At 44.5% G+C, this 21,466-nt stretch carries 20 protein-coding genes and 1 tRNA gene; 12 read left to right on the forward strand and 9 right to left on the reverse strand.

The window, feature by feature from the left end; genetic code table 11:
- The first annotated feature begins 1,031 nt into the window (after nt 1-1,031).
- From IE164_RS07530 to IE164_RS07550, 5 genes are read left to right on the forward strand one after another with little or no spacing between them, the layout of a single operon-like run.
- Nucleotides 1,032-1,712: a TetR/AcrR family transcriptional regulator gene (locus IE164_RS07530; RefSeq protein WP_189629606.1), complete on the forward strand. Its 681-nt coding sequence runs from the start codon at nt 1,032-1,034 to the stop codon at nt 1,710-1,712.
- A 3-nt stretch (nt 1,713-1,715) separates the two neighbouring features.
- Complete coding sequence (locus tag IE164_RS07535; protein ID WP_189629607.1) at nt 1,716-3,890, forward strand: peptidase domain-containing ABC transporter; 2,175 nt, start codon at nt 1,716-1,718, stop codon at nt 3,888-3,890.
- 4 nt (nt 3,891-3,894) lie between these two features.
- Complete coding sequence (locus tag IE164_RS07540; RefSeq protein WP_189629608.1) at nt 3,895-5,250, forward strand: HlyD family secretion protein; 1,356 nt, start codon at nt 3,895-3,897, stop codon at nt 5,248-5,250.
- A gap of 7 nt (nt 5,251-5,257) precedes the next feature.
- Entirely contained in the window at nt 5,258-6,721 is a 1,464-nt protein-coding gene (locus tag IE164_RS07545) for a TolC family protein (RefSeq protein WP_189629609.1), read from the forward strand.
- A 3-nt stretch (nt 6,722-6,724) separates the two neighbouring features.
- On the forward strand, nt 6,725-7,363 hold the full coding sequence (locus tag IE164_RS07550; protein WP_189629610.1) for a Crp/Fnr family transcriptional regulator: 639 nt from the start codon (nt 6,725-6,727) through the stop codon (nt 7,361-7,363).
- Nucleotides 7,364-7,468: 105 nt separating this feature from the next.
- Here the strand turns inward: IE164_RS07550 and IE164_RS07555 are convergent, their stop codons facing one another.
- From IE164_RS07555 to IE164_RS07585, 7 genes are all read right to left on the reverse strand, one after another.
- A complete protein-coding gene (locus IE164_RS07555) occupies nt 7,469-7,687 on the reverse strand; it encodes a hypothetical protein (RefSeq protein WP_189629611.1) in 219 nt (72 codons plus the stop codon).
- 110 nt (nt 7,688-7,797) lie between these two features.
- Nucleotides 7,798-8,778 carry an NAD(P)-dependent alcohol dehydrogenase gene (locus IE164_RS07560; protein ID WP_189629612.1) on the reverse strand — a complete coding sequence of 327 codons (981 nt, stop codon included), beginning with the start codon at nt 8,776-8,778 and terminating at the stop codon, nt 7,798-7,800.
- 33 nt (nt 8,779-8,811) lie between these two features.
- Nucleotides 8,812-9,042 carry a helix-turn-helix transcriptional regulator gene (locus IE164_RS07565; RefSeq protein WP_189629613.1) on the reverse strand — a complete coding sequence of 77 codons (231 nt, stop codon included), beginning with the start codon at nt 9,040-9,042 and terminating at the stop codon, nt 8,812-8,814.
- A complete protein-coding gene (locus IE164_RS07570) occupies nt 9,042-9,485 on the reverse strand; it encodes a hypothetical protein (RefSeq protein WP_189629614.1) in 444 nt (147 codons plus the stop codon). The genes IE164_RS07565 and IE164_RS07570 overlap by 1 nt, the downstream gene beginning before the upstream one ends.
- Before the next feature lie 145 nt (nt 9,486-9,630).
- Entirely contained in the window at nt 9,631-10,674 is a 1,044-nt protein-coding gene (locus IE164_RS07575; protein WP_189629615.1) for a glycoside hydrolase family 43 protein, read from the reverse strand.
- Nucleotides 10,675-10,734: 60 nt separating this feature from the next.
- Nucleotides 10,735-11,505, reverse strand: coding sequence for a DUF6090 family protein (locus IE164_RS07580; protein ID WP_189630073.1), 771 nt, complete (start codon nt 11,503-11,505; stop codon nt 10,735-10,737).
- On the reverse strand, nt 11,502-13,154 hold the full coding sequence (locus tag IE164_RS07585; RefSeq protein ID WP_189629616.1) for a DUF885 domain-containing protein: 1,653 nt from the start codon (nt 13,152-13,154) through the stop codon (nt 11,502-11,504). Before IE164_RS07585 ends, IE164_RS07580 begins: the two co-directional genes overlap by 4 nt.
- Before the next feature lie 301 nt (nt 13,155-13,455).
- On the opposite strand from IE164_RS07585, the gene IE164_RS07595 reads away from it, so the two are divergent.
- The 6 genes from IE164_RS07595 to IE164_RS07620 all read left to right on the forward strand — a co-directional run bounded on the left by IE164_RS07595 (nt 13,456) and on the right by IE164_RS07620 (nt 20,210).
- Nucleotides 13,456-15,171, forward strand: a complete 1,716-nt coding sequence (locus tag IE164_RS07595; RefSeq protein ID WP_189629618.1) for a SulP family inorganic anion transporter — start codon at nt 13,456-13,458, stop codon at nt 15,169-15,171.
- Between the two features lie 90 nt (nt 15,172-15,261).
- Complete coding sequence (locus IE164_RS07600; protein WP_189629619.1) at nt 15,262-16,674, forward strand: MBL fold metallo-hydrolase; 1,413 nt, start codon at nt 15,262-15,264, stop codon at nt 16,672-16,674.
- 113 nt (nt 16,675-16,787) lie between these two features.
- Nucleotides 16,788-17,354 carry a YeeE/YedE family protein gene (locus IE164_RS07605; RefSeq protein WP_189629620.1) on the forward strand — a complete coding sequence of 189 codons (567 nt, stop codon included), beginning with the start codon at nt 16,788-16,790 and terminating at the stop codon, nt 17,352-17,354.
- A gap of 12 nt (nt 17,355-17,366) precedes the next feature.
- Nucleotides 17,367-17,780 (forward strand): YeeE/YedE family protein, encoded by a 414-nt coding sequence (locus IE164_RS07610; protein WP_189629621.1) that lies wholly within the window; start codon nt 17,367-17,369, stop codon nt 17,778-17,780.
- The gene (locus IE164_RS07615) at nt 17,780-19,123 is read left to right on the forward strand and encodes a hypothetical protein (RefSeq protein ID WP_189629622.1); all 1,344 of its coding nucleotides are present in this window, start codon (nt 17,780-17,782) and stop codon (nt 19,121-19,123) included. The genes IE164_RS07610 and IE164_RS07615 overlap by 1 nt, the downstream gene beginning before the upstream one ends.
- A gap of 46 nt (nt 19,124-19,169) precedes the next feature.
- Entirely contained in the window at nt 19,170-20,210 is a 1,041-nt protein-coding gene (locus tag IE164_RS07620; RefSeq protein WP_189629623.1) for a c-type cytochrome, read from the forward strand.
- Here the strand turns inward: IE164_RS07620 and IE164_RS07625 are convergent, their stop codons facing one another.
- The gene (locus IE164_RS07625; protein ID WP_189629624.1) at nt 20,211-20,591 is read right to left on the reverse strand and encodes a hypothetical protein; all 381 of its coding nucleotides are present in this window, start codon (nt 20,589-20,591) and stop codon (nt 20,211-20,213) included.
- Between the two features lie 395 nt (nt 20,592-20,986).
- Between IE164_RS07625 and IE164_RS07630 the strand changes: the two genes are divergently transcribed.
- Complete coding sequence (locus tag IE164_RS07630) at nt 20,987-21,265, forward strand: TIGR03643 family protein (protein WP_189629625.1); 279 nt, start codon at nt 20,987-20,989, stop codon at nt 21,263-21,265.
- 118 nt (nt 21,266-21,383) lie between these two features.
- On the opposite strand, the gene IE164_RS07635 is transcribed toward IE164_RS07630, so the two are convergent.
- Nucleotides 21,384-21,465 (reverse strand) — tRNA-Leu (locus IE164_RS07635).
- Nucleotide 21,466 lies beyond the last annotated feature (1 nt).

Genomic DNA, 21,466 nt, shown 5'->3' on the forward strand with positions numbered 1-21,466 from the left:
TAAGATAGAAAGCTTCTTATGGAAACCGAAAGAGGCTTAAATAGGAGGTAGAAGATGTTAAATGATTGAAGCTGAGAGATGTGTGTATAACTATGTGGATAACCCTGTGTATAACCTTGTGAATTAGGGAGTGGGAAACTTGTTGAAAACTAAGGACTTACAAAGTTTGCGCGTAAAATTATTAAGGATACCTTAGACATACCAAGTGAGGGATAAAGAACTGAAGCATGGCTTCAATCTCTCTTCAGGGGAAGCCTGAAAAAGTGTAATGAAAGGGTTTACTCAGGTAAATCTGAAACAGCAAACGTTTCGAATCGACCGTTGAGGCAATAGTCTCAGTGGTGTGGAACTGAGGCTTTCAGGGACTCACTCCACAGGTGCCAGATCACAACTTTGAAAGGGAGTAATCTGAAGACGTTTTAAAAATCTTTCTGCTGAAAGGTGATTAAAGCAGGCCGTAGATGAGAAGCGGCCGTAATGTATGTTACGGCCAACGCAGCCACGAGCTGCGTTGCAATGCCCCACCGGAAACGGTGCGCCAAACTCCACGAGAGCGAGGAATTTAGAAAAGACTTGTTCTTAGTATAAATAGGCATTGGCATGTAAATGCTGGAAGCTGCAAAATTCACCCTCCCTTGTCACGAAGTGGCTCGGGTAAGGCGAAGCTGAAAGGAGATAGACCAAGGTAGGTTTTCCTATTGACAGTCTGGTTCTGAACAGTACCTTGGCATCCTGTTTTAACACTAGTTGAAACAGGGTGAGTGGGGGCGAGTAATCGTCCCCCGCTTTTGTTATTTGGGGGTATTTGTAAAAATACGGAAAGGATCACTGGGGAGTGATCCTTTTTTTGTGCCCGGTCTGAAATATTTTATCGCGTAGTCTTCTGTAAGTCAGGGGTTTGAAACCTCATTGAAAAAATATTCTCGTTTTTTTTCGCAGCCAATGAACAAAATTAAACTGCCTACGTTGTATTACTGATTTTAACAATAGTAATACTATCATTATCTAAAGTAAAATTAACCTACTAATGCATGGCCACTCTGCTTAAGTTGCAAATGAATGAATGCCTGTATTTAAAAGATCCTCAAGACACCGAATTGGGGAGAAAAATAGTACAGCAATCCATTCAAATGATTGACGAGTTGGGGCTCGAAGCCTTTACATTCAAGAAACTTTCTTTGGTTATAGATTCTACCGAAGCTTCGATATATCGATACTTTGAAAACAAACACAAGCTTTTGGTGTATCTTATTACGTGGTACTGGACGTGGCTGGAGTATAAGATTGAATTTGAGACCAACAACGTGGCCGACCCTTACCTGAGACTATCAAAAGCTTTGCGCTTGGTAACGGAGAAAAAGACATACGATAATTCATTTCCAGATGTAGACGAAACAGCCTTGCAGCGCATAGTGATTAATGAATTTGACAAAACATATCTAACCAAACAGGTAGATCATGACAACAGCTTTGGCCTTTTTAGAGGGGTTAAATCGCTCTGTGGGCGCATTGCAGATATAGTTAAGGAGATAAACCCTGATTATCCGTATGCCCATTCGCTGATAAGTACCTGTTTGCAGGCGGCTCATCAGCAAGTCTTCTTTTCGGAGCATTTGCCTTCACTTACCGATCATTCAGGAGCCAATGACAAGGTATATACTCAAAACTATGAGTTTATCCATCAATTAGTTTTAAAAGCTATTCAAGAATAAAACATGACCAATCAGCACATTGCTAACACCATAAAAGAAGTAAAGCTATTGCTGGGTGAAGGCATCGAAGATGCTTTGTACCAGGATTTACAGGTGGGTACCCGGCTGTATTCCATCGATGAATCGTACGAATTTAAGCGTGACTTGCTAGAGTCGGCCAACAAAGTACGGGTGGTTTTGCTCGATCAGCCGTTGAAAGACGATGAACTGATTCCGTTTCTTAAGGAAGTAAGCATTCCTTTGATTGCCCTGAAGACTACTGAGTCGGGTTTTGCTCCGGTAATTATTCACAAGGACAAGAAGGGTGAGGTGGTTGTTCAGGAAGTAACGGAAAGCGAGACTCAGGAAATAACCCTTGAAGAACTTGAGGGCCGTTTAATCAAAAACGAGAGTGGCGAGATTATTCTGCTGGGCACGTTTAGTTACAAGAGCCTGGTGTCTGAGCATGACGAAGACGAGGTGCCTAAGCCTCTTTCGCCCGTAAAGCGACTGCTAAGGGTATTGGGAGAGGAAAAGAAAGACATCTTCTATGTGTTTATTTATGCAGCCTTTGTGGGTATTGTATCGCTCACCCTGCCATTGGGCATTCAGGCTACGGTTGAATTGGTTTCCGGTGGCGTGGTGTTTAGCTCCATATACCTGCTTATAGGGCTTGTGTTGCTTGGCATTTTGGCGGCCGGAGGGCTACAAATTATGCAAATAACCCTAGTGGAATATATTCAACGAAGAATCTTCACCAAAGCAGCACTGGAGTTTACGTTCCGAATTCCACGCATGAAAGTGGAGGCGCTTTCTAACCTGCATACCCCCGAACTTATGAACCGGTTCTTTGATGTGCTTACTCTGCAAAAGGGATTGCCCAAGTTGCTGGGCGACCTGATGTCAGGCGTAATACAGATAGTTTTTGGTTTGCTGCTTCTTTCTTTCTACCACCCATTCTTTGTGTTTTTTGGTTTGGTGCTGGTACTTACTTTGGTGCTCATTTTCAGATTAACCGGCCCCAAGGGGTTGGAGTCATCCATTCAGGAGTCTAAGTACAAGTATAAGGTGGTGTATTGGTTGGAAGAAATCGCCAGGGTGCTTAACTCCTTCAAAATTTCGGGCAATACCAACCTGCCCATAAAGAAGACAGAGTACAACGTAAACAACTACCTCAAAAACAGAAAGAACCATTTCCGGGTACTCATTACACAATACAGTTACATTGTACTGTTTAAGGCAGCCATTACGGGAGGGCTCCTCATTATTGGTACTTCACTGGTTATTAATCGGGAAATTACCCTCGGACAGTTCGTAGCTTCTGAGGTAATCATTATCCTTATTCTCAACTCTGTGGAAAAGATTATCACCTACATGGATGTGGTCTATGATATGCTCACGGCAGTAGATAAAATTAGCCAGGTAACTGATTTGCCGCTTGAAAAAGTTGGTGGGATTGATTTACGCAAGGAAGATGTAGACCGTGGTTTTTCTATCGAAGTAAAAGACCTTAACTACTCGTACCCTGGTGCTGACGATCTAAGCCTCAAGAATATTAACCTTTCCATTGCCTGCGGAACCAAGTTGTGTATTGCCGGAGGCAACGAGTCGGGCAAAACCACTCTCACCAACATGTTATCCGGACTCAATCATAAGTACAAAGGCCTTATCACCATTAACGGATACAGTTTGAGAGACCTGGATTTCACCAATCTACGCGATAAGATTGCCAAGAATGTGTCTCAGGAAGATATTTTTGAAGGTACAATTCTGGACAACGTAACGGTGGGCAAACCTCAGGTTTCTGTGAGCGATGCCATTGAGGCCATTCGCCTGGTTGGCTTGCAAGACAAGGTGAACATGTTGCCTAACGGAATGAATACCCATATTTTAAGTGGAGGCAAAGGATATTCCACTTCTTTTGTGAGCAAGCTCATATTGGCACGTTGCCTGGTTAAGAAGCCTAAGCTCATGATTCTGAACGACTTCTTTCATATGTTTCAGCGTTCGGAGAAGCTCAAGCTCATACAATTGGTTATGGAAATGAGTGTGTGCACTGTGGTGGCCGTTTCTAACGATCCGGCCGTGATGTCGGCCTGCGACCGTGTGGTACTGATGGAGGACGGCCAGATTAAGGCCGATTCGACCTACGAAGAATTGCTTTCTAAAGGATATTTACAAGACCTGGTAAACGGATAAGCTTATGTTGAATATTTCTGAACAAACCGATAACAGGAGTGTAGAGCAGAAAAGCATTTTGTTCAAAACCCTCAAAACTCCTAATGCCGGCAAGCTTCTGGCCAAGGTGTTGGTATCCATTTCGTTGGTCTTCTTTGTGCTATTGTTTTTTCCTTGGCAGCAAAACATAAGAGGAAAGGGAAAAGTAACTGCCTTCTCTCCCGGGCAAAGACCTCAGTCGGTAGAATCGGCCATTGCAGGTAGAATTGAAGCCTGGCATGTAATTGAAGGGCAATTTGTAGAAAAAGGAGATACCATTCTCACTCTTTCAGAGGTAAAAGACGACTATTTCGATCCGCAATTATTGCAGCGTACCCAGGAACAGATTGAGGCTAAAAGACAGAGTATAGATTCCAAGAAGGAGAAAATTACCCAACTGGAAAATCAGATTGAGGCACTGCAAAACTTAATGAAAGTTAAGTTGGAGCAGGCGCAAAACAAGCTCAGGCAGTCTCGTTTTAAGCTGACGAGCGATAGTGTAGATTATGAGGCCGAGAAAGTAAGATATGCCAACCAGGAAAATATATTCTACCGGAACAAACAGCGCTATGAGGCCGGAAACATTGCCCTTACCAAGTTTCAGGAGTTAGAATCTAAGTATCAGGAGGCAAAAATGAAGCTCATTAGTGCTGAAAATAAATTTCTGGAATCCAAAACGGAAGTGATTAATGCACGGGTAAATATTACCGGTGTGGAAGCCGAGTATCAGGACAAAATCAGCAAGGCAAGATCTGACCTGAATAACACTGCGGCCGAAGTTTTTGAGGCAGAGGCCGGTTTGGCCAAACTGGAGAATCAGTTTAGCAACTATCAAATACGCACCCAGAACTATCAGCTGGTGGCACCACAGTCGGGCTATGTAGTAAAAGCACTCAAAGCAGGAGTTGGCGAAACCATAAAAGAGGGAGAGTCCATTGTGCAAATCATATCGGAGAACCCTCGATTGGCAGTAGAAATGTATGTGAAAGCCATGGATGTGCCGCTTATTCAAAAGGGTAGAAAAGTGCGAATTGAGTTCGATGGTTGGCCGGCATTGCAGTTTTCCGGCTGGCCGAGTGTTTCTGTTGGTACTTTTGGAGGTGTGGTACAGGTGATCGACAGGGTAGAGTCCAGACCGGGAGAGTTCAGGATTTTAGTAACGCCAGACCCGGCCGAAGAGGAGTGGCCGCAACAGTTGCGAATGGGCTCAGGTACCAAAGGTTGGGTTATGCTAGACAATGTGCCCGTTTGGTACGAGATATGGCGTCAACTCAATGGTTTCCCTCCAAGTTTGTATGAGGCTCCGGAAGATGCGGTTTTGGTTAAAGAAGAAAAGAAGTAAAAAGCTCATGAAGCAGGTACTGATTATTCTTTCATCCTTTTTTATGTGCGTAAGTGCTACGCTGGCGCAACAAATTGAGGTAAAAACCATTGCCGAGATAGTGGCACCGAGCGATAGTGCAGAGGTATTTCCTCTCGAAGCCTACGTGAAAGTAGTTTTGGCCAACCATCCGGTGATCAAACAAGCCGATTTACTGCCCGAAAATGCTCGTGAAGAAATTCGCCTGGCTCGTGGAGCCTTCGATCCCAAGCTTACCGGTAACTGGGATGTGAAAAACTACAAAGACACGGAGTACTACGATATTTTCAACACCACTCTAAAAGTGCCCCTGTGGTTTCCGGTAGACCCTAAGATTAGCGTAGACAGAAACCGTGGGGTATACCTAAACCCGGAGCGTTCTATTGCCGAAAGCGAAGACTTTAGACAAGTAACGGCCGGTTTGAGTTTGCCGGTGGGCCGGGGTTTGCTAATCGACCAGCGAAGGGCAGCTGTGCAACAGGCTGAACTTTTTGCCCAGATAACAGACGCTGAACGCATAAAGATGATTAATAAGGCACTGCTTTCGGCTGTTAAGGCCTATTGGGACTGGTATTACAGCTATTTTCAGTTTCGAATGGTTGACCAGAGTTTGGTCATTTCACAGGAAATTTACCGTAGAGTTAAAGTAGACTTTGAGCTTGGCGAACTAGCTGCTGTAGATACTGTTCAGGCCGCCATTACGCTGCAGAACAGAAGTACGGAAAGGCAGGCCGCTCTCATTCAGTTTAAGCGTTCTGGCCTTATGCTTTCTAACTTTTTGTGGGGTGAAAATGAGGAGCCATTGGAATTGCAGGATGATGTAGCCCCACGTTGGGATGCCGAGTTTACCCTTCCGGAAGAATCACTGGACAGCCTTCTTGATTTTGCCGTTCAGAATCACCCTGAACTTCAGAAGTTAGGCTTTAAACTAGAGCAGTTGGGAGTAGATGAACGACTGGCCAAAGAAAACCTTAAACCAAGAGTAGACCTCAATTATAACTTCATTAATTCACCCATAAACTACTCTGGCGACTTCACAGATATTGCTTTGGGTAGTAACTACAAGTTTGGCCTGGAGGTGGAGTTTCCGTTGTTTTTGAGAAAGGAAAGGGCCAAGTTGAGGCAAACACGAATTAAGATAGATCAAACCAGTTTTGAGACCCAGTTTGCGCAACAGCAAATTCTTAATGAGGTTGAGGGTGCCTATTTTGAAATGGTCAATGGTCGCGAAATGGTGAGCCTTTTACAACAAGCGGTGAGCAACTATGAACGATTACTGGAGGCCGAGATTTTTAACCTCAATGTGGGCGAAAGCGACCTGTTTAAAATCAATTTCCAACAAGACAAGTTGCTGGAGGCTCAGGTGAAACTTATTAAGCAGCGGGTGGCTATAGAAAAGGCCAAAGTAGAGTTACTTTGGGCGGCAGGTAAACCTTATCTAAACTTTAGATAACCGATGGAAAGTGTGCATGTGAGAGTAGCCGAGCTACTGAGTCAAATGGGTTTTGAAGAAGACCTCAAGCAGGATATTCTTCAGACAGGAAGACCTTTGAAAATAATTCAGGGTCAATCGCTCATTGAGCCGGGAATGAAAGCAGCGGAAATGCCTCTGGTGGTTTCCGGTGTTTTGCGGGTGATGCGTGAGGAAGACAGCGGGCGAGAACTTTTGCTTTATGATTTGGAAGGAGGCGATGCTTGCGCCATGTCCATTTCCTGCTGTTTGGGCAATCAGTTGTCTTCGTTCAAAGCGGTAGCGGAAGAAGATACATGGTTGTGGATGGTTCCCATGAGTCAAATCGATCATTGGCTGGCTCGTTATCAGTCGTTTCGAAAGTTTATTTTCGATGCCTATCACAATCGGTTCGATGAAATGCTTAGCACGGTTGATAGTATTGCTTTTATGAACATGGATGAGCGACTAATGAAATACCTGTTGGACAAGAAGCAAAGCACCGGTTCTTACATTATTCATAAAACCCATGAGCAGATAGCACAGGAACTCAATACCAGTCGGGTGGTGGTTTCGCGTTTGTTAAAGAAGTTGGAACGACAGGAAAAAATTGAGCTGCACCGCAACCGAATAGAGGTTTTGTAGAGTGCCTTTTACTTCGAGCCATGCGGGTAAATAGTCGTCCTGCATTTTCTAAAGAAATCAGAGTCTGCAAGACTGTACCGTGTAGCAAAAAATCAGTAATCTCTGTCAGTCTTCCAGTGCTTCACAGTGTAGTCCCCATGAGTTCACAATATCCATAATGTCTGCCTCTACAACTTCGTCTTCGGCTTCTATGCGTAGTATTTTGTCTCTATCTTCCAGATCTACTGACCAGTCCATAATTTCAGGGCTGTAGGCCAGTAAGGCATTGACCTTTTTTACCTTCAGTTCGTTTTCAATGTTGGTTTTAAAAATAAGGAGTTTCATGACCTTGATATTTATATCTGCAATGTGTTCAAAAAATCACCTAATCGACTGAATATCTTGCCGAAACGGTGAATGAAATGCCCCAGTTGTTGCGCTGAGTTGCTGAGTGGTTATTCATTGGAAAGTGTAACCACCACCTTGCCACCGGAATGCCCCAATTCCTGATAGGCTATAGCCTGTGGCAGCTCCTTAAATGAGTAAATCTTGTCTATAACCGGTACTATGGCCCCGGCTTCTATCAGGGAACCAAGAGTGCTAAGGTCTGCTGTGGAGAATTGGGCTGTCAGTATGCTGATTTTTCTATCCGTTCGAAGGCCTATCCACCAACCGTACAGAATATAGCTGATTAAGTGGCCAAATCCGCCCCAGCCAATGAGCAGGCAGGTGCCATTGGGTTTGAGTAGTTTTTTGGCCGTGCTGGCCGAGCAATTACCTACGGCATCTATTATGAAGTCGAATGCTTTTTGGCAGTTTCTGTAATCTTCCCGGGTGTAATCTATTATTTCAGTAGCTCCAAGCATTTTTACTTTCTCCGCTTTGCCGGTGCTGCACACCGCAGTTACCTCGGCTCCATAGTGCTTAGCCAGTTGCACCAAAAAAGTGCCTACTCCACCTCCGGCCCCTATAATCATTACTTGTTGGCCGGGTTTCAATGAGCCGTTGCTGGTTACGCTTTGCAAAGCAGTAATTCCGGCAAGGGGCACCGCGGCAGCCGCCTGATGTGAGATGCCATTTGGTTTTCTAACCAGATGTTGCTGTTTTACGCAAATGTATTCACCAAAGGCTCCTGCTCCCACCGAAAGAATGTCACTGAAAACTTCATCGCCTACTTGCCATTGATTTACGTTGGCTCCTACTTTTTCAATGATACCTGAAAGGTCGGCACCCAGTTTTGGGTTTTTTGGCCTGGAAACACCCAACATTAACCTATAGAAGTAGGGAGTGCCTCGCATGGTGTGCGAGTCGGCCGGGTTTATAGAGGTTGCTTGTACCTTAACGAGCACTTCATCCTCAGCCGGTTCAGGAGTTGGTATGTTCACAACTTCTAGCCCTTCCGGACCGCAGTACCTTTTTCTGATATACCTTTTCATGTTGTTTTGAATTTAATTAATGGAATGACCAAGCTATTTTGAGTTTTTGCCTTCCGGCTCATAAGAAAATACTTCATGTAAAGGAACCTCAAATACCTGGGCAATCTTGAATGCCAGTTCCAGAGTGGGGGAGTATTTGCCCTTTTCTATAGCCACAATGGTTTGTCGCGATACGTCCACTTTTTCAGCCAATTGCTGCTGGGTCATTTCTTCGTTCAGGAACCTGAGTGTTCTTATGTTATTTTGAATTTTATACTTTGCCATTAAAAGCCTCTTTGGTAGTAAAATAGCTGCACCAGATTTTCAACGATTTCTGCAATTACTCCTCCAATAAGAAAAGCCAGGAAGAAAGTGTTTACGGACATTTCCAGGGCTAGTGAACCCATGCCGGCTATAATTCCGAAGATGAAAATAACCTGACTGATGTTTTTAGACTTTAGCTCAATGATCTTGTCGCGCTCATCAGTTTTTGGAATAGACTCACGGGTAATTACCGCATAGAGCACAGAGTACAGTATTTCTATACCTATGCGCACTCCAATGGCTACCAATATGTAGGTCATCATTTCCTTACCCCAGAACTTAAGCAGTTCGGCAGTGTCCATGTGTTCGTAAGGTGAGTTTTTGAAAATGAAGAAAAAGTAAATGGCCGGCACCGCTATGGCACTGACAATGTTGACCAGGTTTTTGTTTTCTCGATATGACATGACTTTAGTTGTATATAAAATTTGACCTTATGTAAAAAATGACGTACCAAAGGTATATAAAGTTTAACATGATGTTAAAAATTTTTGACATTAATTTATAAATAACTGATAATCAGTTATTTGTTCAGTGGAAAAAAAGTGGTGGCTATTTTATGGGTCGGGCTTTTACGCCTTCAAATGTCATTTTCACAGGCTTAATGGTTCCGTCACTATTGAACTCCATTTTGTCGATGCAGGTCACGCGGTGGTCACGGTCTTCGTTAGGAATGGGGCGTCTGTGATATACCATATACCATTCATCTGTATGGGGCACATTGATGGCCGAGTTATGTCCGGCTCCGGTGGCAACGGTGGTATCGGACTCCAGAATTGTACCAATTCGGTGGTATGGGCCGTCTACTTTATCGGCCATGGCGTAGGCTACCTTATAACTACCGTTGGTCCAGCCACCTTCTGACCACATGAGGTAGTACTTGTTGTTCCTAAGGAACATAAAAGGGCCCTCTACATAGCCCTCGGGTGTAATTTCCTTGAAAAGGTTTTCTTCATCCCATGGAATAATCTCTTTAAAGTCAGCACTGAGCTTACCAATGTTGCAGTGCCTCCAACCGCCATAGAAAATATAGTGTTGGCCATCGGTGTCTTTAAACACAAATTGGTCGATCGGCTGGGCATCGTTATAGAAATCATCGATCAGGGGTTTACCCAGGTAGTCTCTATAGGGGCCACCGGGTGCATCGGCCACGGCAATACCAATGCCACCCGTGTGGTTAATGTTGTCGTTGGCATTGTATAGCGAGCTGCCGGGGCGCTGTATATCATTGGCAGAGAAGAACAGGAAGTATTTGCCGTTGTTTTCAATAGCAGCAGGAGCCCACATGGCCTGCCGGGCCCAGCTAATGATGGTAGTGTCGAGTATTCTCTCGTGTTTCTGCCAGGTAACCAAATCTTTAGACGAAAATGCATCGAAGAAAACCTGTTGTTTGTATCGGTTGCTGTAGGTAGGGAATATCCAATACTCATAGCCAAAAACAGTTCCTTCGGGGTCGGCATACCAGCCTTCAAAAATCGGATTGCCCGAGGTTTTGTCGGTATCGGCCTGCTCTCCGGAAGGATGGCAAGAGAGGCTAAAAAACAGGATAAACAGGTATGGGTACACCGAAAGGCTATGGAATTGGAATTTTGACATGGCTTTAAGATAACACGAAAAGTACAATGTTAGAATATTCGTTTACTCTGCTTGGAGGCTTTATGAAGATGGGTCAATGTTTTGGTTGATAAGGGATAGGATCAGGTCTATTCGCTCCCTGAGTTGCGGGTAGTAGTTATCCCTTAAAAAGGTGTTGGTAAATATGAATTCCAGCAGCTTATTTTCGAATTCTTCAAGCTGTAAAACGTTTTGGTTGTTGCCCTTAAACTTGCTTGGCCCAAAGCCTACAACTGCTGCGTATTTGGCATATGATCCTCTTCTTTCGTTGACTTTATCAGACAAGAAATTTAAGATGCCTAATCTTGTGCGCTGTACTTCTTCTTGTTCCTGAAATCTAACTCTGGAAAGAATGGATTCCCAGGAGGCCAGAGCTTTTTTAAGCTCGACATCTGAAAAATTGCCCAGCTTGCCGGAATTGGTAATCTCGTTCAATACGCCCGGACTTGGCAAAAATTGCACTTCGTTGACGATGGATCCATATAGTAGAGAGTCGAACTGAGACTCAGTTAATTGAGGAGTGCCCGGGCCGGTATATTTAATCAGTTCCAATGCGTGCCTGAGGTTGGTTTCGTTTATTCTGAATGCTTTGAGAAGGGCCTGTTGATTGAATTGGAATTCATCCCTTAGCCCGAGTAAGTAAACTTGCTCTTCATTTCGGGTCTTCCTTCTTTCGTTCCAGTTGTTTATGCTCAGAGCTATGAGAATACCAATTACCACCAGAGTAATTTCTCCAATGGCATATTTTAGATACTTGCTTTTCTCTTGAGAAACCATGAGTTGAAGCCTTATTTTCCTGAAGAATCCAATCATTTGTTCGGCCTGGTTATGGTCAGAACCTGATCATTTACTCCTGTCATTTGCCAGTGGCCCAGAGATATTGGGATATTGCCAATGCTATTGAGTTGATCGAAAAATTCTTTCAGCTCAAAGTCTTGTTCATTTATGCGGGCATAATCTGCCATGGCGGCTTCCAAAAGGTATTTACCTGTAATGTAGCTGGTGCCGTAGCCGGGCTGTCTGAGGTAGAGATGTTGTTCGAAAATGAGTAACTCCTTTTCCGTTTTCATCCATCCCCTGGGCGTATATTCTGAGTGGATTCCACCGGCTTCTTCCATAGTCATCTCATTGGCATGAGCATAGAGTGAACCCAGGCCTCTGGCTGCCCGTTGGGCAATCATTATATAAACAATTTCTCTAACCCTTGGGTCATCGTTATAAAGGCCAGCCTGCATAAACATTTCTTCTACGGCAGTGGCTGTTCCTTCATTTCTGGAGTCAAAAATATTGTAGAGCAGAGGTCCTCTTCTAATTTCGCTAGAGTGGGGTTCATTGTCCATTCTGGCCAACTCAAACCAGTGATAGAAATGGGAGTATAAGGGGCGCGCATCATAGTGCTCACCAATGGTAAAGAAGTTGCGCTTTTCTTCGGGAATATATTCTCCCAGATGGGCCCTGAGGGCTGGAGCAAAGTAATCTTTAACGCTTACTATGTCTTCATTATTCAGAAAGTTAAGCAAGCTTTTGGCCGACTGCTCGGCCATTTCATTGTAGGCTTCAGGAGAGCTTACTGCTTCGAGCTGCGGAAGAGTTCTGTTTCGGTGCTCTTCGAGCTTGAGGGAAGACCATGCTCGGGCTAGCTCTCTTTTCAACAACATTACCTCATCTTCCCAGGTCAGCGGTACTAAATGTACATTTTGTAGATACCAGGTATAGTTTTCTTTACCAATGCCGGAAGGGCCTGTTTTATTGGCTGACTCAGTCTCCAGCCATTCTGCAAAGCTATTTGTAGATGCAATGGCCTTATCTATGGCCTTGGTCAGTTCCTCGTCTGCCAGAATGCCTTCCCTTGTTTTTATGGAGGCAAGGTTGGCCGATTGTGTTTTGATGTCTCTTATACCGGCTATCCAAAGATCTCTGGCATTGCCGATTAAGTTTTCTTTGGCTTGATCATTAAATGCAGGAATAGCCTGAATTCCTTTCAAAAAACTATCTCTCTTATCCGCACTCAAAGGAAAGTCATAAGTCCATACCTCAACGGTGCCGTGATTGGTTGGGCCTTCATGGGCTGGCACATCGCTTCGTTCCATCCAAACGACTTTGTAGTAGGCCGGGTCTCTTTGCCATGGTTTCAATATGCGATGGTTAAAATCATAGCCATTCATCTCTGCCCAAACAATATGATAGTCTACCTGTTCGGAAATGCTCCAGCCCGCGGTGTCCATAGATAGTAATCGGTTTTGAAGCTTCTTGAACTCTCTCCACCTCTGGTTAAAAGTGGTTTCTCTATAGTCAGGAGCCTCATTGTGCAAGGGTGGCTGCTCAAAAGTGCGCCATTCTTTGAAGAGAGCTGTCAGGTCTTTATAAGATGCCTGGATTTTTACATCGGTCTGATTTTTAGTGTTTTGACAACTTAAAAAAGAAGCAAAAATGAGAAGGAGTATAATTCTTAAGGTTGGCATAGGGTAGATTTTGCTATGATCAAGTTAAGTATTCCTGAGGCTATTAAAAATCCTTCCGGAAAATCTATGATATGCAAAAACAAGCAGGGTGACCGTGCGATTACCGAGCACCAAAAGGCAGAGATGCCGGGCACTCCGAGAGCCAATTTTGCGTGTAAAGCCACCTCCAAAGCAGAGAAAATGCTAGGTTGAGCCTTAAACCCAATGGTAGCCAGCCATGGTAGCTTCTGCCTTCCGTAACTTTAGTTACTTTTACAGCTTCTGAGCCGGCCTACTTTTGTGTCAGCTAAATCAGAATAAAGTGAAGCAGTTTTTACCAATACTTTCCTGGCTACCCAATTATAAAAAGTCGCAGTTCAACGGTGACCTGTTTGCAGGTTTAACGGTAGGGGTTATGCTTGTGCCTCAGGGAATGGCCTATGCTTTGATAGCGGGGCTGCCTCCCGTCTATGGTTTGTATGCTTCGGTAGTGCCTCAACTCATCTATGCCATTTTTGGTACCTCAAGGCAACTATCGGTTGCTCCGGTGGCTATGGATTCACTGTTGGTAGCTACGGGAGTATCGGTAATGGCCACTGAAGGCAGTGAGGCGTATATTACATATGCCATCATGCTGGCCTTTTTTATGGGAGCTGCCCAGCTTTTGCTGGGGCTTATACGTATGGGGTTTATTACCAACCTGTTGTCGAAACCTGTCATTAGTGGCTTTACCTCGGCTGCGGCACTCATTATAGGGCTCAACCAACTCAAATACATTTTGGGGGTAGAGTTAGAAAAGAGCAATCAGGTATATAAAATACTATGGAGTGCCATAGGAAAACTCAACGATACCCATAGTATTACCTTACTGATAGGCATTTTGGGTATTTTTCTTATAAAAGGCAGTAAAAAGATTAGCTCCAAATTGCCGGGGGCATTGTTGGCCGTGGTACTTGGTATTGCCGCGGTAAGCCTTTTAGGACTCGATAGCCGCGGAGTGAGTATTGTAAGAGATGTGCCGCAAGGTTTGCCGGCCCTGGTTATGCCCGACCTTTCGTTGGAGACTTTTCAAAAGTTGTTGCCACTATCGCTTACCATTGCAGTGGTGGCCTTTATGGAGGCTTTTTCTGTGGCCAAAGCCATAGAAGCTAAAAAAAGGAATTACAAAGTAGTACCCAATCAGGAGTTGGTTGCTCTGGGGGCGGCCAATATAGTGGGGTCCCTATTTCAAAGTTATCCTGTTACCGGGGGCTTTTCCCGTTCGGCTGTTAATTATCAGGCAGGGGCCAATACACCAATGGCATCCATTATTTCGGCTGTTTTAGTGGCTCTAACCCTGTTGTTTCTTACCCCACTCTTTTATCATTTGCCGCATGCAGTTTTGGCTTCCATTATAATGGTGGCTGTGGCTGGGCTTATAGATCTGGGCTATGCCCGAACTTTGTGGAAAACCAACAAAATAGAGTTTGGATTGTTGCTGGCTACTTTTCTGGTCACCCTCCAATTTAGCATGGTTCCCGGTATAGTTACTGGCATAGTGCTTTCCATCCTCATTCTTTTATTCAAGGCTGCCAATCCCCATATAGCTGTGTTGGGCAGAGTAAAGGGACTGGAGGAATACCGAAATGTGAAACGATTTGTTGATGTGGAAACCTGGCCTGAACTGTTAGTCATGCGGGTTGATGCACCTTTTGCCTTTGTCAACATTCAAACCATTAAAGATAGAATACTGGCAGAGGTCCATAAAAGAGATGGCAAGCTTAAATTTGTGGTGCTCGATGCCGCTTCTGTGGCCTATGTAGATGCCACTGGTGTAATCGGGTTGAGGGAGTTGATGGATTCGTTGGCCGAAAAAGGAATACGTATTCTCTATGCAGAGGTAATTGGCCCTGTAAGAGATACTTTCTATCGAAACCGGTTGGTTGAAGGCGAAGCCAGCGAGGTGTTTTTTCTGACCACCAACGATGCGGTAAACTACTGCCTCTCCGGGGAGTATGCCAATGAAAAAGTGGCCTTGGTAACTCAACGCAATACCTAGTGTAACTTTAGTTACCACCGATAAAAGTAGAAGATGTTTACTTTGAACTATACGAACTGAAAATTGAGTTTACAACGATAATAAAGAACAATGAAGATAGATCAGATTTACACCGGATGTTTGGCCCAGGGAGCCTACTACATTGAAAGCGATGGAGAGGTGGCCATTATAGACCCACTGAGAGAAACCCAACCTTATGTGGATATGGCTGAAAAGAATAATGCCAAAATCAAATACATATTCGAGACTCATTTTCATGCCGATTTTGTTTCGGGGCATCTCGACCTGGCGCAGAAGACAGGAGCAACCATTGTGTATGGTCCCGGAGCCACTACGGAATTTGCCATTCACCAGGCAGCGGATGGAGAAGAGTTTCAACTCGGGAAAGTGAAGATCAGAGTACTTCATACGCCTGGTCATACGCTGGAAAGTTCATGCTTTCTGTTGATTGACGAAAAAGGAAAAGAGCAGGCTCTTTTTAGTGGAGATACACTCTTTATTGGAGATGTGGGGCGCCCTGACCTTGCTCAAAAAGGTGATATTACTCAGGAAATGCTTGCCGGAATGCTGTATGACAGCCTGCGCTCTAAAATAATGACCCTCCCTGATGATGTAACTGTGTATCCGGCTCATGGTGCCGGCTCCGCCTGCGGAAAGAACATGAGCAAGGAAACAACGGATAGTCTCGGGAATCAGAAAAAAGTGAATTATGCACTTAGAGCCGATATGAGTAAAGAAGAGTTTATTAAAGAGGTGACGGACGGACTTTTACCCCCTCCTCAATATTTTGCCCAGAATGTGGCCATGAATAAATCGGCCCAAACGCATGGTGTAGACAAAATTTTAGAGCGAGGTAAGGTAGCTCTCGATGTAGAAACTTTTGAAGCCATGGCCAACCACGAAGGAGCCCTGGTATTGGATACCCGTAAACCTCAGGAGTTTGCTTCAGGCTTTATTCCCAACTCCATCTTTATTGGAGTTGACGGAAGCTTTGCCCCCTGGGTGGGTGCTCTGATCCCCGACCTGCAACAACCTATTGTCTTTATTGCCGAAGAGGGCCGTGAAGAAGAGGTAGTTACCCGTTTGTCACGAGTGGGCTACGACAACACCCTGGGTTACCTTGAAGGAGGTATCGAAGCCTGGAAAAAAGCCGGTAAAGAGGTAGATACAATCACCTCAGTGAAGGCCGAGGTGCTAAAGGAAAAGCTAGAGGAAGGTAGTGCCAACGTATTGGACGTGCGTAAGCCGGGAGAATATGAGGCCGAACATATTGAGAAGGCTAAAAACACTCCTTTAGACTTTATAAATGACGAAATGCATCGCATTGAGAAAGACACGGAGTATTACATCCATTGTGCAGGAGGCTATAGATCCATGATCTTTTCATCGATACTAAAGTCTCGTGGCTATGACAAAATTATTGATGTACAAGGGGGAGTAAAGGCCATAAGAGAAGTTGGTATTCCTCTTACCGACTATGTCTGTCCTTCTACACTCAAGTAGATAAACCGATAACAAAAACCCTCAAGGCCGGCCTGCTTACATGAACTCTTTTAGAGGCCGGCCTTGTTCGGAATTTCTTTCCAGCTATTTCCAACCATTAATTTATCAATACAATGTTAGAAGCTATTAAGCAGCCATGGCCGTGGTATGTGGCCGGGCCGGTTATTGCCTTTGTCATGTTCGCCCTTATTTATTTCGGTAACAGCTTTGGCCTTTCAGCCAATTTTAGAAATATATGTTCTGTATTCGGTGCCGGTAAGTCGTGCGATTTCTTTGCCTTCGATTGGCGCAAGCAGCTCTGGAACCTCGTTTTTCTTGCCGGTACGGTACTGGGAGGGTTCGTTGCTTCGCAGTTCTTAATGAGTGACACCTCAGTGGCTATTTCCGAAGCTACTGTGGCCGACCTTAAAGCGTTGGGTATCAATAATCCGGGAAATGGTTTTGTGCCAGCCGATCTCTTTAGCTTTGAATCGCTACTCTCGCTAAAAGGAGTGGTGTTTTTTGTTGTAGGAGGCTTTTTAGTCGGTTTTGGTACGCGCTATGCCGGTGGTTGCACCAGCGGACACGCCATTAGTGGTCTAAGTGATTTGCAGCCGGCTTCGCTTGTTGCGGTGATTGGCTTTTTTATTGGTGGCTTACTTATGACCCACCTTTTACTCCCTCATTTACTCACGCTCTAATTCTGTTGCCATATGAAATATCTTAAATATCTGGTACTTGGGATTGTCTTTGGTATTACCCTCACTAAGGCAGAAATCATCTCTTGGTATAGAATCTATGAAATGTTCAAATTCCAGGCTTTTCACATGTATGGGGTAATAGGTTCTGCCGTAGTGCTCGGCATCGTCATCACCCAAATCATAAAACGAACCCGTATGAAAACCCTGTCGGGGGAGCCTATTGTTATAAGTCCAAAGAAATTTTCAATAGCCCGTTACCTAATTGGCGGAATCATATTTGGGCTGGGCTGGGCCATGACAGGCGCCTGTCCGGGGCCAATGTTTATTTTAGTTGGTAATGGTGTATTCGTTATATTGGTAGCCATTGCATCGGGTTTGCTAGGAACCTATGTATATGGACGCATCAAGCATAAACTTCCACATTAGTGATAAAGCGATTCATTCTTTTACTGGTGCTTTTAAGCACTCCTTTTTTAGGCAAAGCGCAGAAAGAGACCAACAAATCACCTCTGTCAATTAAAGGAGTCTTGGGTAGCCGTTATATATCTACCCACAACCGTGGAGAACTGGCGGACTTCAATGCTCTGATTGGTCAGGGTATGCTGAAGGCGAGCTATAAGGCAAAGCCCTGGTTAAAGTTTTCGGTCCAGTTCAATGGGGTGTATATACCTTTTAAAGACGGGTTGCTGCGTGTAGATGCTGCAACCGGATCGGGTCCCATTTATGAGGGCAACCTTTGGAACGATAGACTTATGTCCGGCAATACGCAGTTTAGTCTTCCCGTACTGAATGCCGAACTAGAGTTTAAGAGTCAGTTTCTTACGCTGGGTCGTTTTACTAAAGAGTCGCCCATCATTAACCCGGAGCCATGGCCCTTTCCCAATACTATGGAGGGTGTTTGGTATGAAAACTATAGTGCAGAATCTACCTCGTGGCAACTCGGAATAATCCGGAGGGTTGCCCCCCGGTTTTCTGGAGCCTTTGAGGTGGTAGGGGAGAGCATTGGTGTTGGTGCAACGGGAGTGGACTTTGATGGCAATACTGCTCAATACAGAGGGCAGATCGATGCCGGGTTAATGCTCATTGCCAATGTTCAGCAACAACTCAACGAAAAGGCCTCTATGAATCTTTGGAATTACTTTGTGCCGAACGTTACCAATACTTTTATTGCTGAGTCTAAGCTCCATTTGGCTGATCCGGCCATAAACATTTCCGGAATGGCCATAGTACAAAACCGTTTAGGCGATGGAGGCAATGCCGCTGAGAGCCTGACTTATCAGAGGGATGATTTAGCGTTGTATCTGGGACTCAGATTGGAAAAACATTTGGAAAAAAATGTTTTTCAGATGAACCTATCCCGGATTAGTGCGGATGGACGACTGCTGTTGCCACGGGAGTGGGGGAGAGAGCCGTTTTATACGTTTCAACGCAGAACCCGGGTTGAAGGCGCGAGTGATGTTTGGGCCATAATGCTTAGGTGGCAAAGGTCTTGGGTAACGGATAAGTCTCTCTATCGCTTCTTTACTTCTATAGGAAAAAACAAGATGCCATTGGCTACCGACTATCCGAAGAACAAATATACTTTACCATCGCATGTACACTGGGACGCTTCCCTGCGTTACCAGCCCATTGCCGGAGATGGTAAGATCACTGCAGAGATTTACCTTGCTTATCGCTTTCTGGCCGAAGACATTCAGACTAACTATAATGTCTTAATTAATCGGGCGGACTTCTTTCATGCCGACATTATTTTCAATTATAATTTCTGAGGTCTAACACTTTGAGTCTCATTTTAAAATATTGAAATTCAGGGGTATGAAAGAGTTCCGTACGGCCTTTGCTCGCATTCGTCTGTTGTTGTTGCTTTGCGGCTTACTGCTGGTAGTTGCTTTTTCCGGAATTCTGGGGGCTCAGCTGGGGTGGGCGGATGCATGGCTAAGCTATGAGAAAGCTGTGGAGCCGGAACCCTGGAGACCCAGAGATATAGCCACAGACCTGTCAGACCAGCAAGCCAATGCCGGGTTAATCAGGCTGGGGCATGACCTTATTACCCGTACACCTGAACTCATAGGTCCGTTGGCTGAGGATGTGTCTAAACGATTTGCCGGAAATAACCTAACCTGCCAGAACTGCCATCTAAAAGCAGGTACCCAAGCCGGAGCAGGGAGTTTTGTGGGAGTATATAACCGATTTCCTCAGTTCAGGGCCAGAGAAAACAAAGAGGGTTCACTCTTTGAGCGCATTGATGGCTGCATGGAGCGTAGCATGAATGGAATAAAATTGCCGGCTGATAGTGAAGAAATGAAAGCGATGGTGGCTTATATGCAGTGGTTGAGCGAAGAGGTTCCGGTGGAAGAAGAAGAAAAATACAAAGGTTTTACTACACTGGAGTTACCGGAGATAAAAGCAGATTTAACTATCGGAGAAGCTGTTTTTAAACGCTACTGTGTGGCTTGTCATGGCGAAAATGGTCAGGGAATAAGAGCCGGTGAGAATACGATGTATCAGTACCCTCCGCTGTGGGGCTCCGATTCGTACAATCATGGAGCCGGTATGCATCGGGTAATTACCGCTGCTGAGTTTATTAAAGCAAACATGCCTTATTTACTGGCTACCTATGACAAACCCGTGCTTACCGATGAAGAAGCCTATCATGTGGCGGCTTACATCAATAGTTTTGAAAGACCCCAAAAACACAATGCTCAAGCCGATTTTCCCGATGTAAAATTAAAGCCTGTGTCTACTCCCTATGGACCCTGGGCTGATACTTTTCCGGCAGAGCAGCATAAATATGGCCCATTCCAACCCATAATGCGGTTTTACGAGCAACGGTATAATATCAAAAAGAACAAATGATTAGCTCATTCTTCCGCTCAGGTTGTTGACAATAAGCGGTAGACAATCGGATACGAAGCGATCTTCTTTGCAGTAGTGGATGTCGGCAGTGCCACTGCTTTGAATTTCAGGAGGAGTGATTCCGCAGCAAACTATGATTTTTCGATTCTCAAAATTTCCAGACTCAGTAAGTTGTTTGACCAGACGATAGTTTTCGGAGCTGTTGAAGCCAACATTGAAAACATAGGTATCAAAGTCCTTTGATGACATTTGATTTTGAAGTTGACCGAACGAGCACGATTCGACCATTAATTCCGATTCTTCTAACCAATAATTCTGAATTAGCTCAGAAAAAAGCTCCCTCAGATTCTCTCGGTCTTCCACCAATAGGACTTGAGCCATAATTTTATTTTGAGTTCTTAGTTTGGTGCTTTTGCACCGTTTACGAATCTAATTCTATGTGTGACAAATAACAAAAAAATGTATGTCAAAATTTTCTTGAAAAGTGTTAAACGGCAAAAAAATGACAATGATCAGTTCGCGAGGTAATCTAAGTTGGCGAACCCGCTTACAATCAGTTGCATCTTTGCATTGTTCAAGCCACAGTCACAAACTGTAAAGTATGCTTTTGAGAACCTCTTTTAAGAGTGTACTCTAAGCTGGCATTCAGGCTTAGAACGAGATGATTTTGAATATCATTGTTTAGTGATATTGGTAAGTTGATGGTTGGAAGCCCTGACGATACGCGTCAGGGTTCTTTTTTTTGAACATTTATTGAGTTACCGAATTATATAGGCATGACTGATAATGGTAATTTGAAAGAACAAGAAATTGACAGAGTAATAGAAATGGCCTGGGAAGACTGCACACCCTTTGAGGCCATTGAGCATCAATTTGGATTGACGGAAAAAGAGGTGATTGCCTTAATGCGCAATGAGATGAAAGCGAGTTCTTTTCGGATGTGGAGAGCCAGAGTTCAAGGGCGAAAGACCAAGCATACCGCTTTGCAAGCCTCCGATAAATTTAAAAGTAGTCTTCAGAGAGAGATTTCCGGAAACAAGATTAGTAAGAGGTAAATGGTTGGTTAGACCACTGCAGATGGTCGGGCCGATATAAATAGTTAGGAAGTATCACAAGGGCATTTAAGGGCCTTGCCACCATAAAAGGAAAAACCCGGAATTTCCGGGTTTTAAGTGCGCACGAGAGGAGTCGAACCTCCATGCCCGAAGGCACTGCCGCCTGAAGACAGCGCGTCTACCAATTTCGCCACGTGCGCA

The organism is Roseivirga thermotolerans (assembly GCF_014653175.1).
Lineage (GTDB): Bacteria > Bacteroidota > Bacteroidia > Cytophagales > Cyclobacteriaceae > Roseivirga > Roseivirga thermotolerans.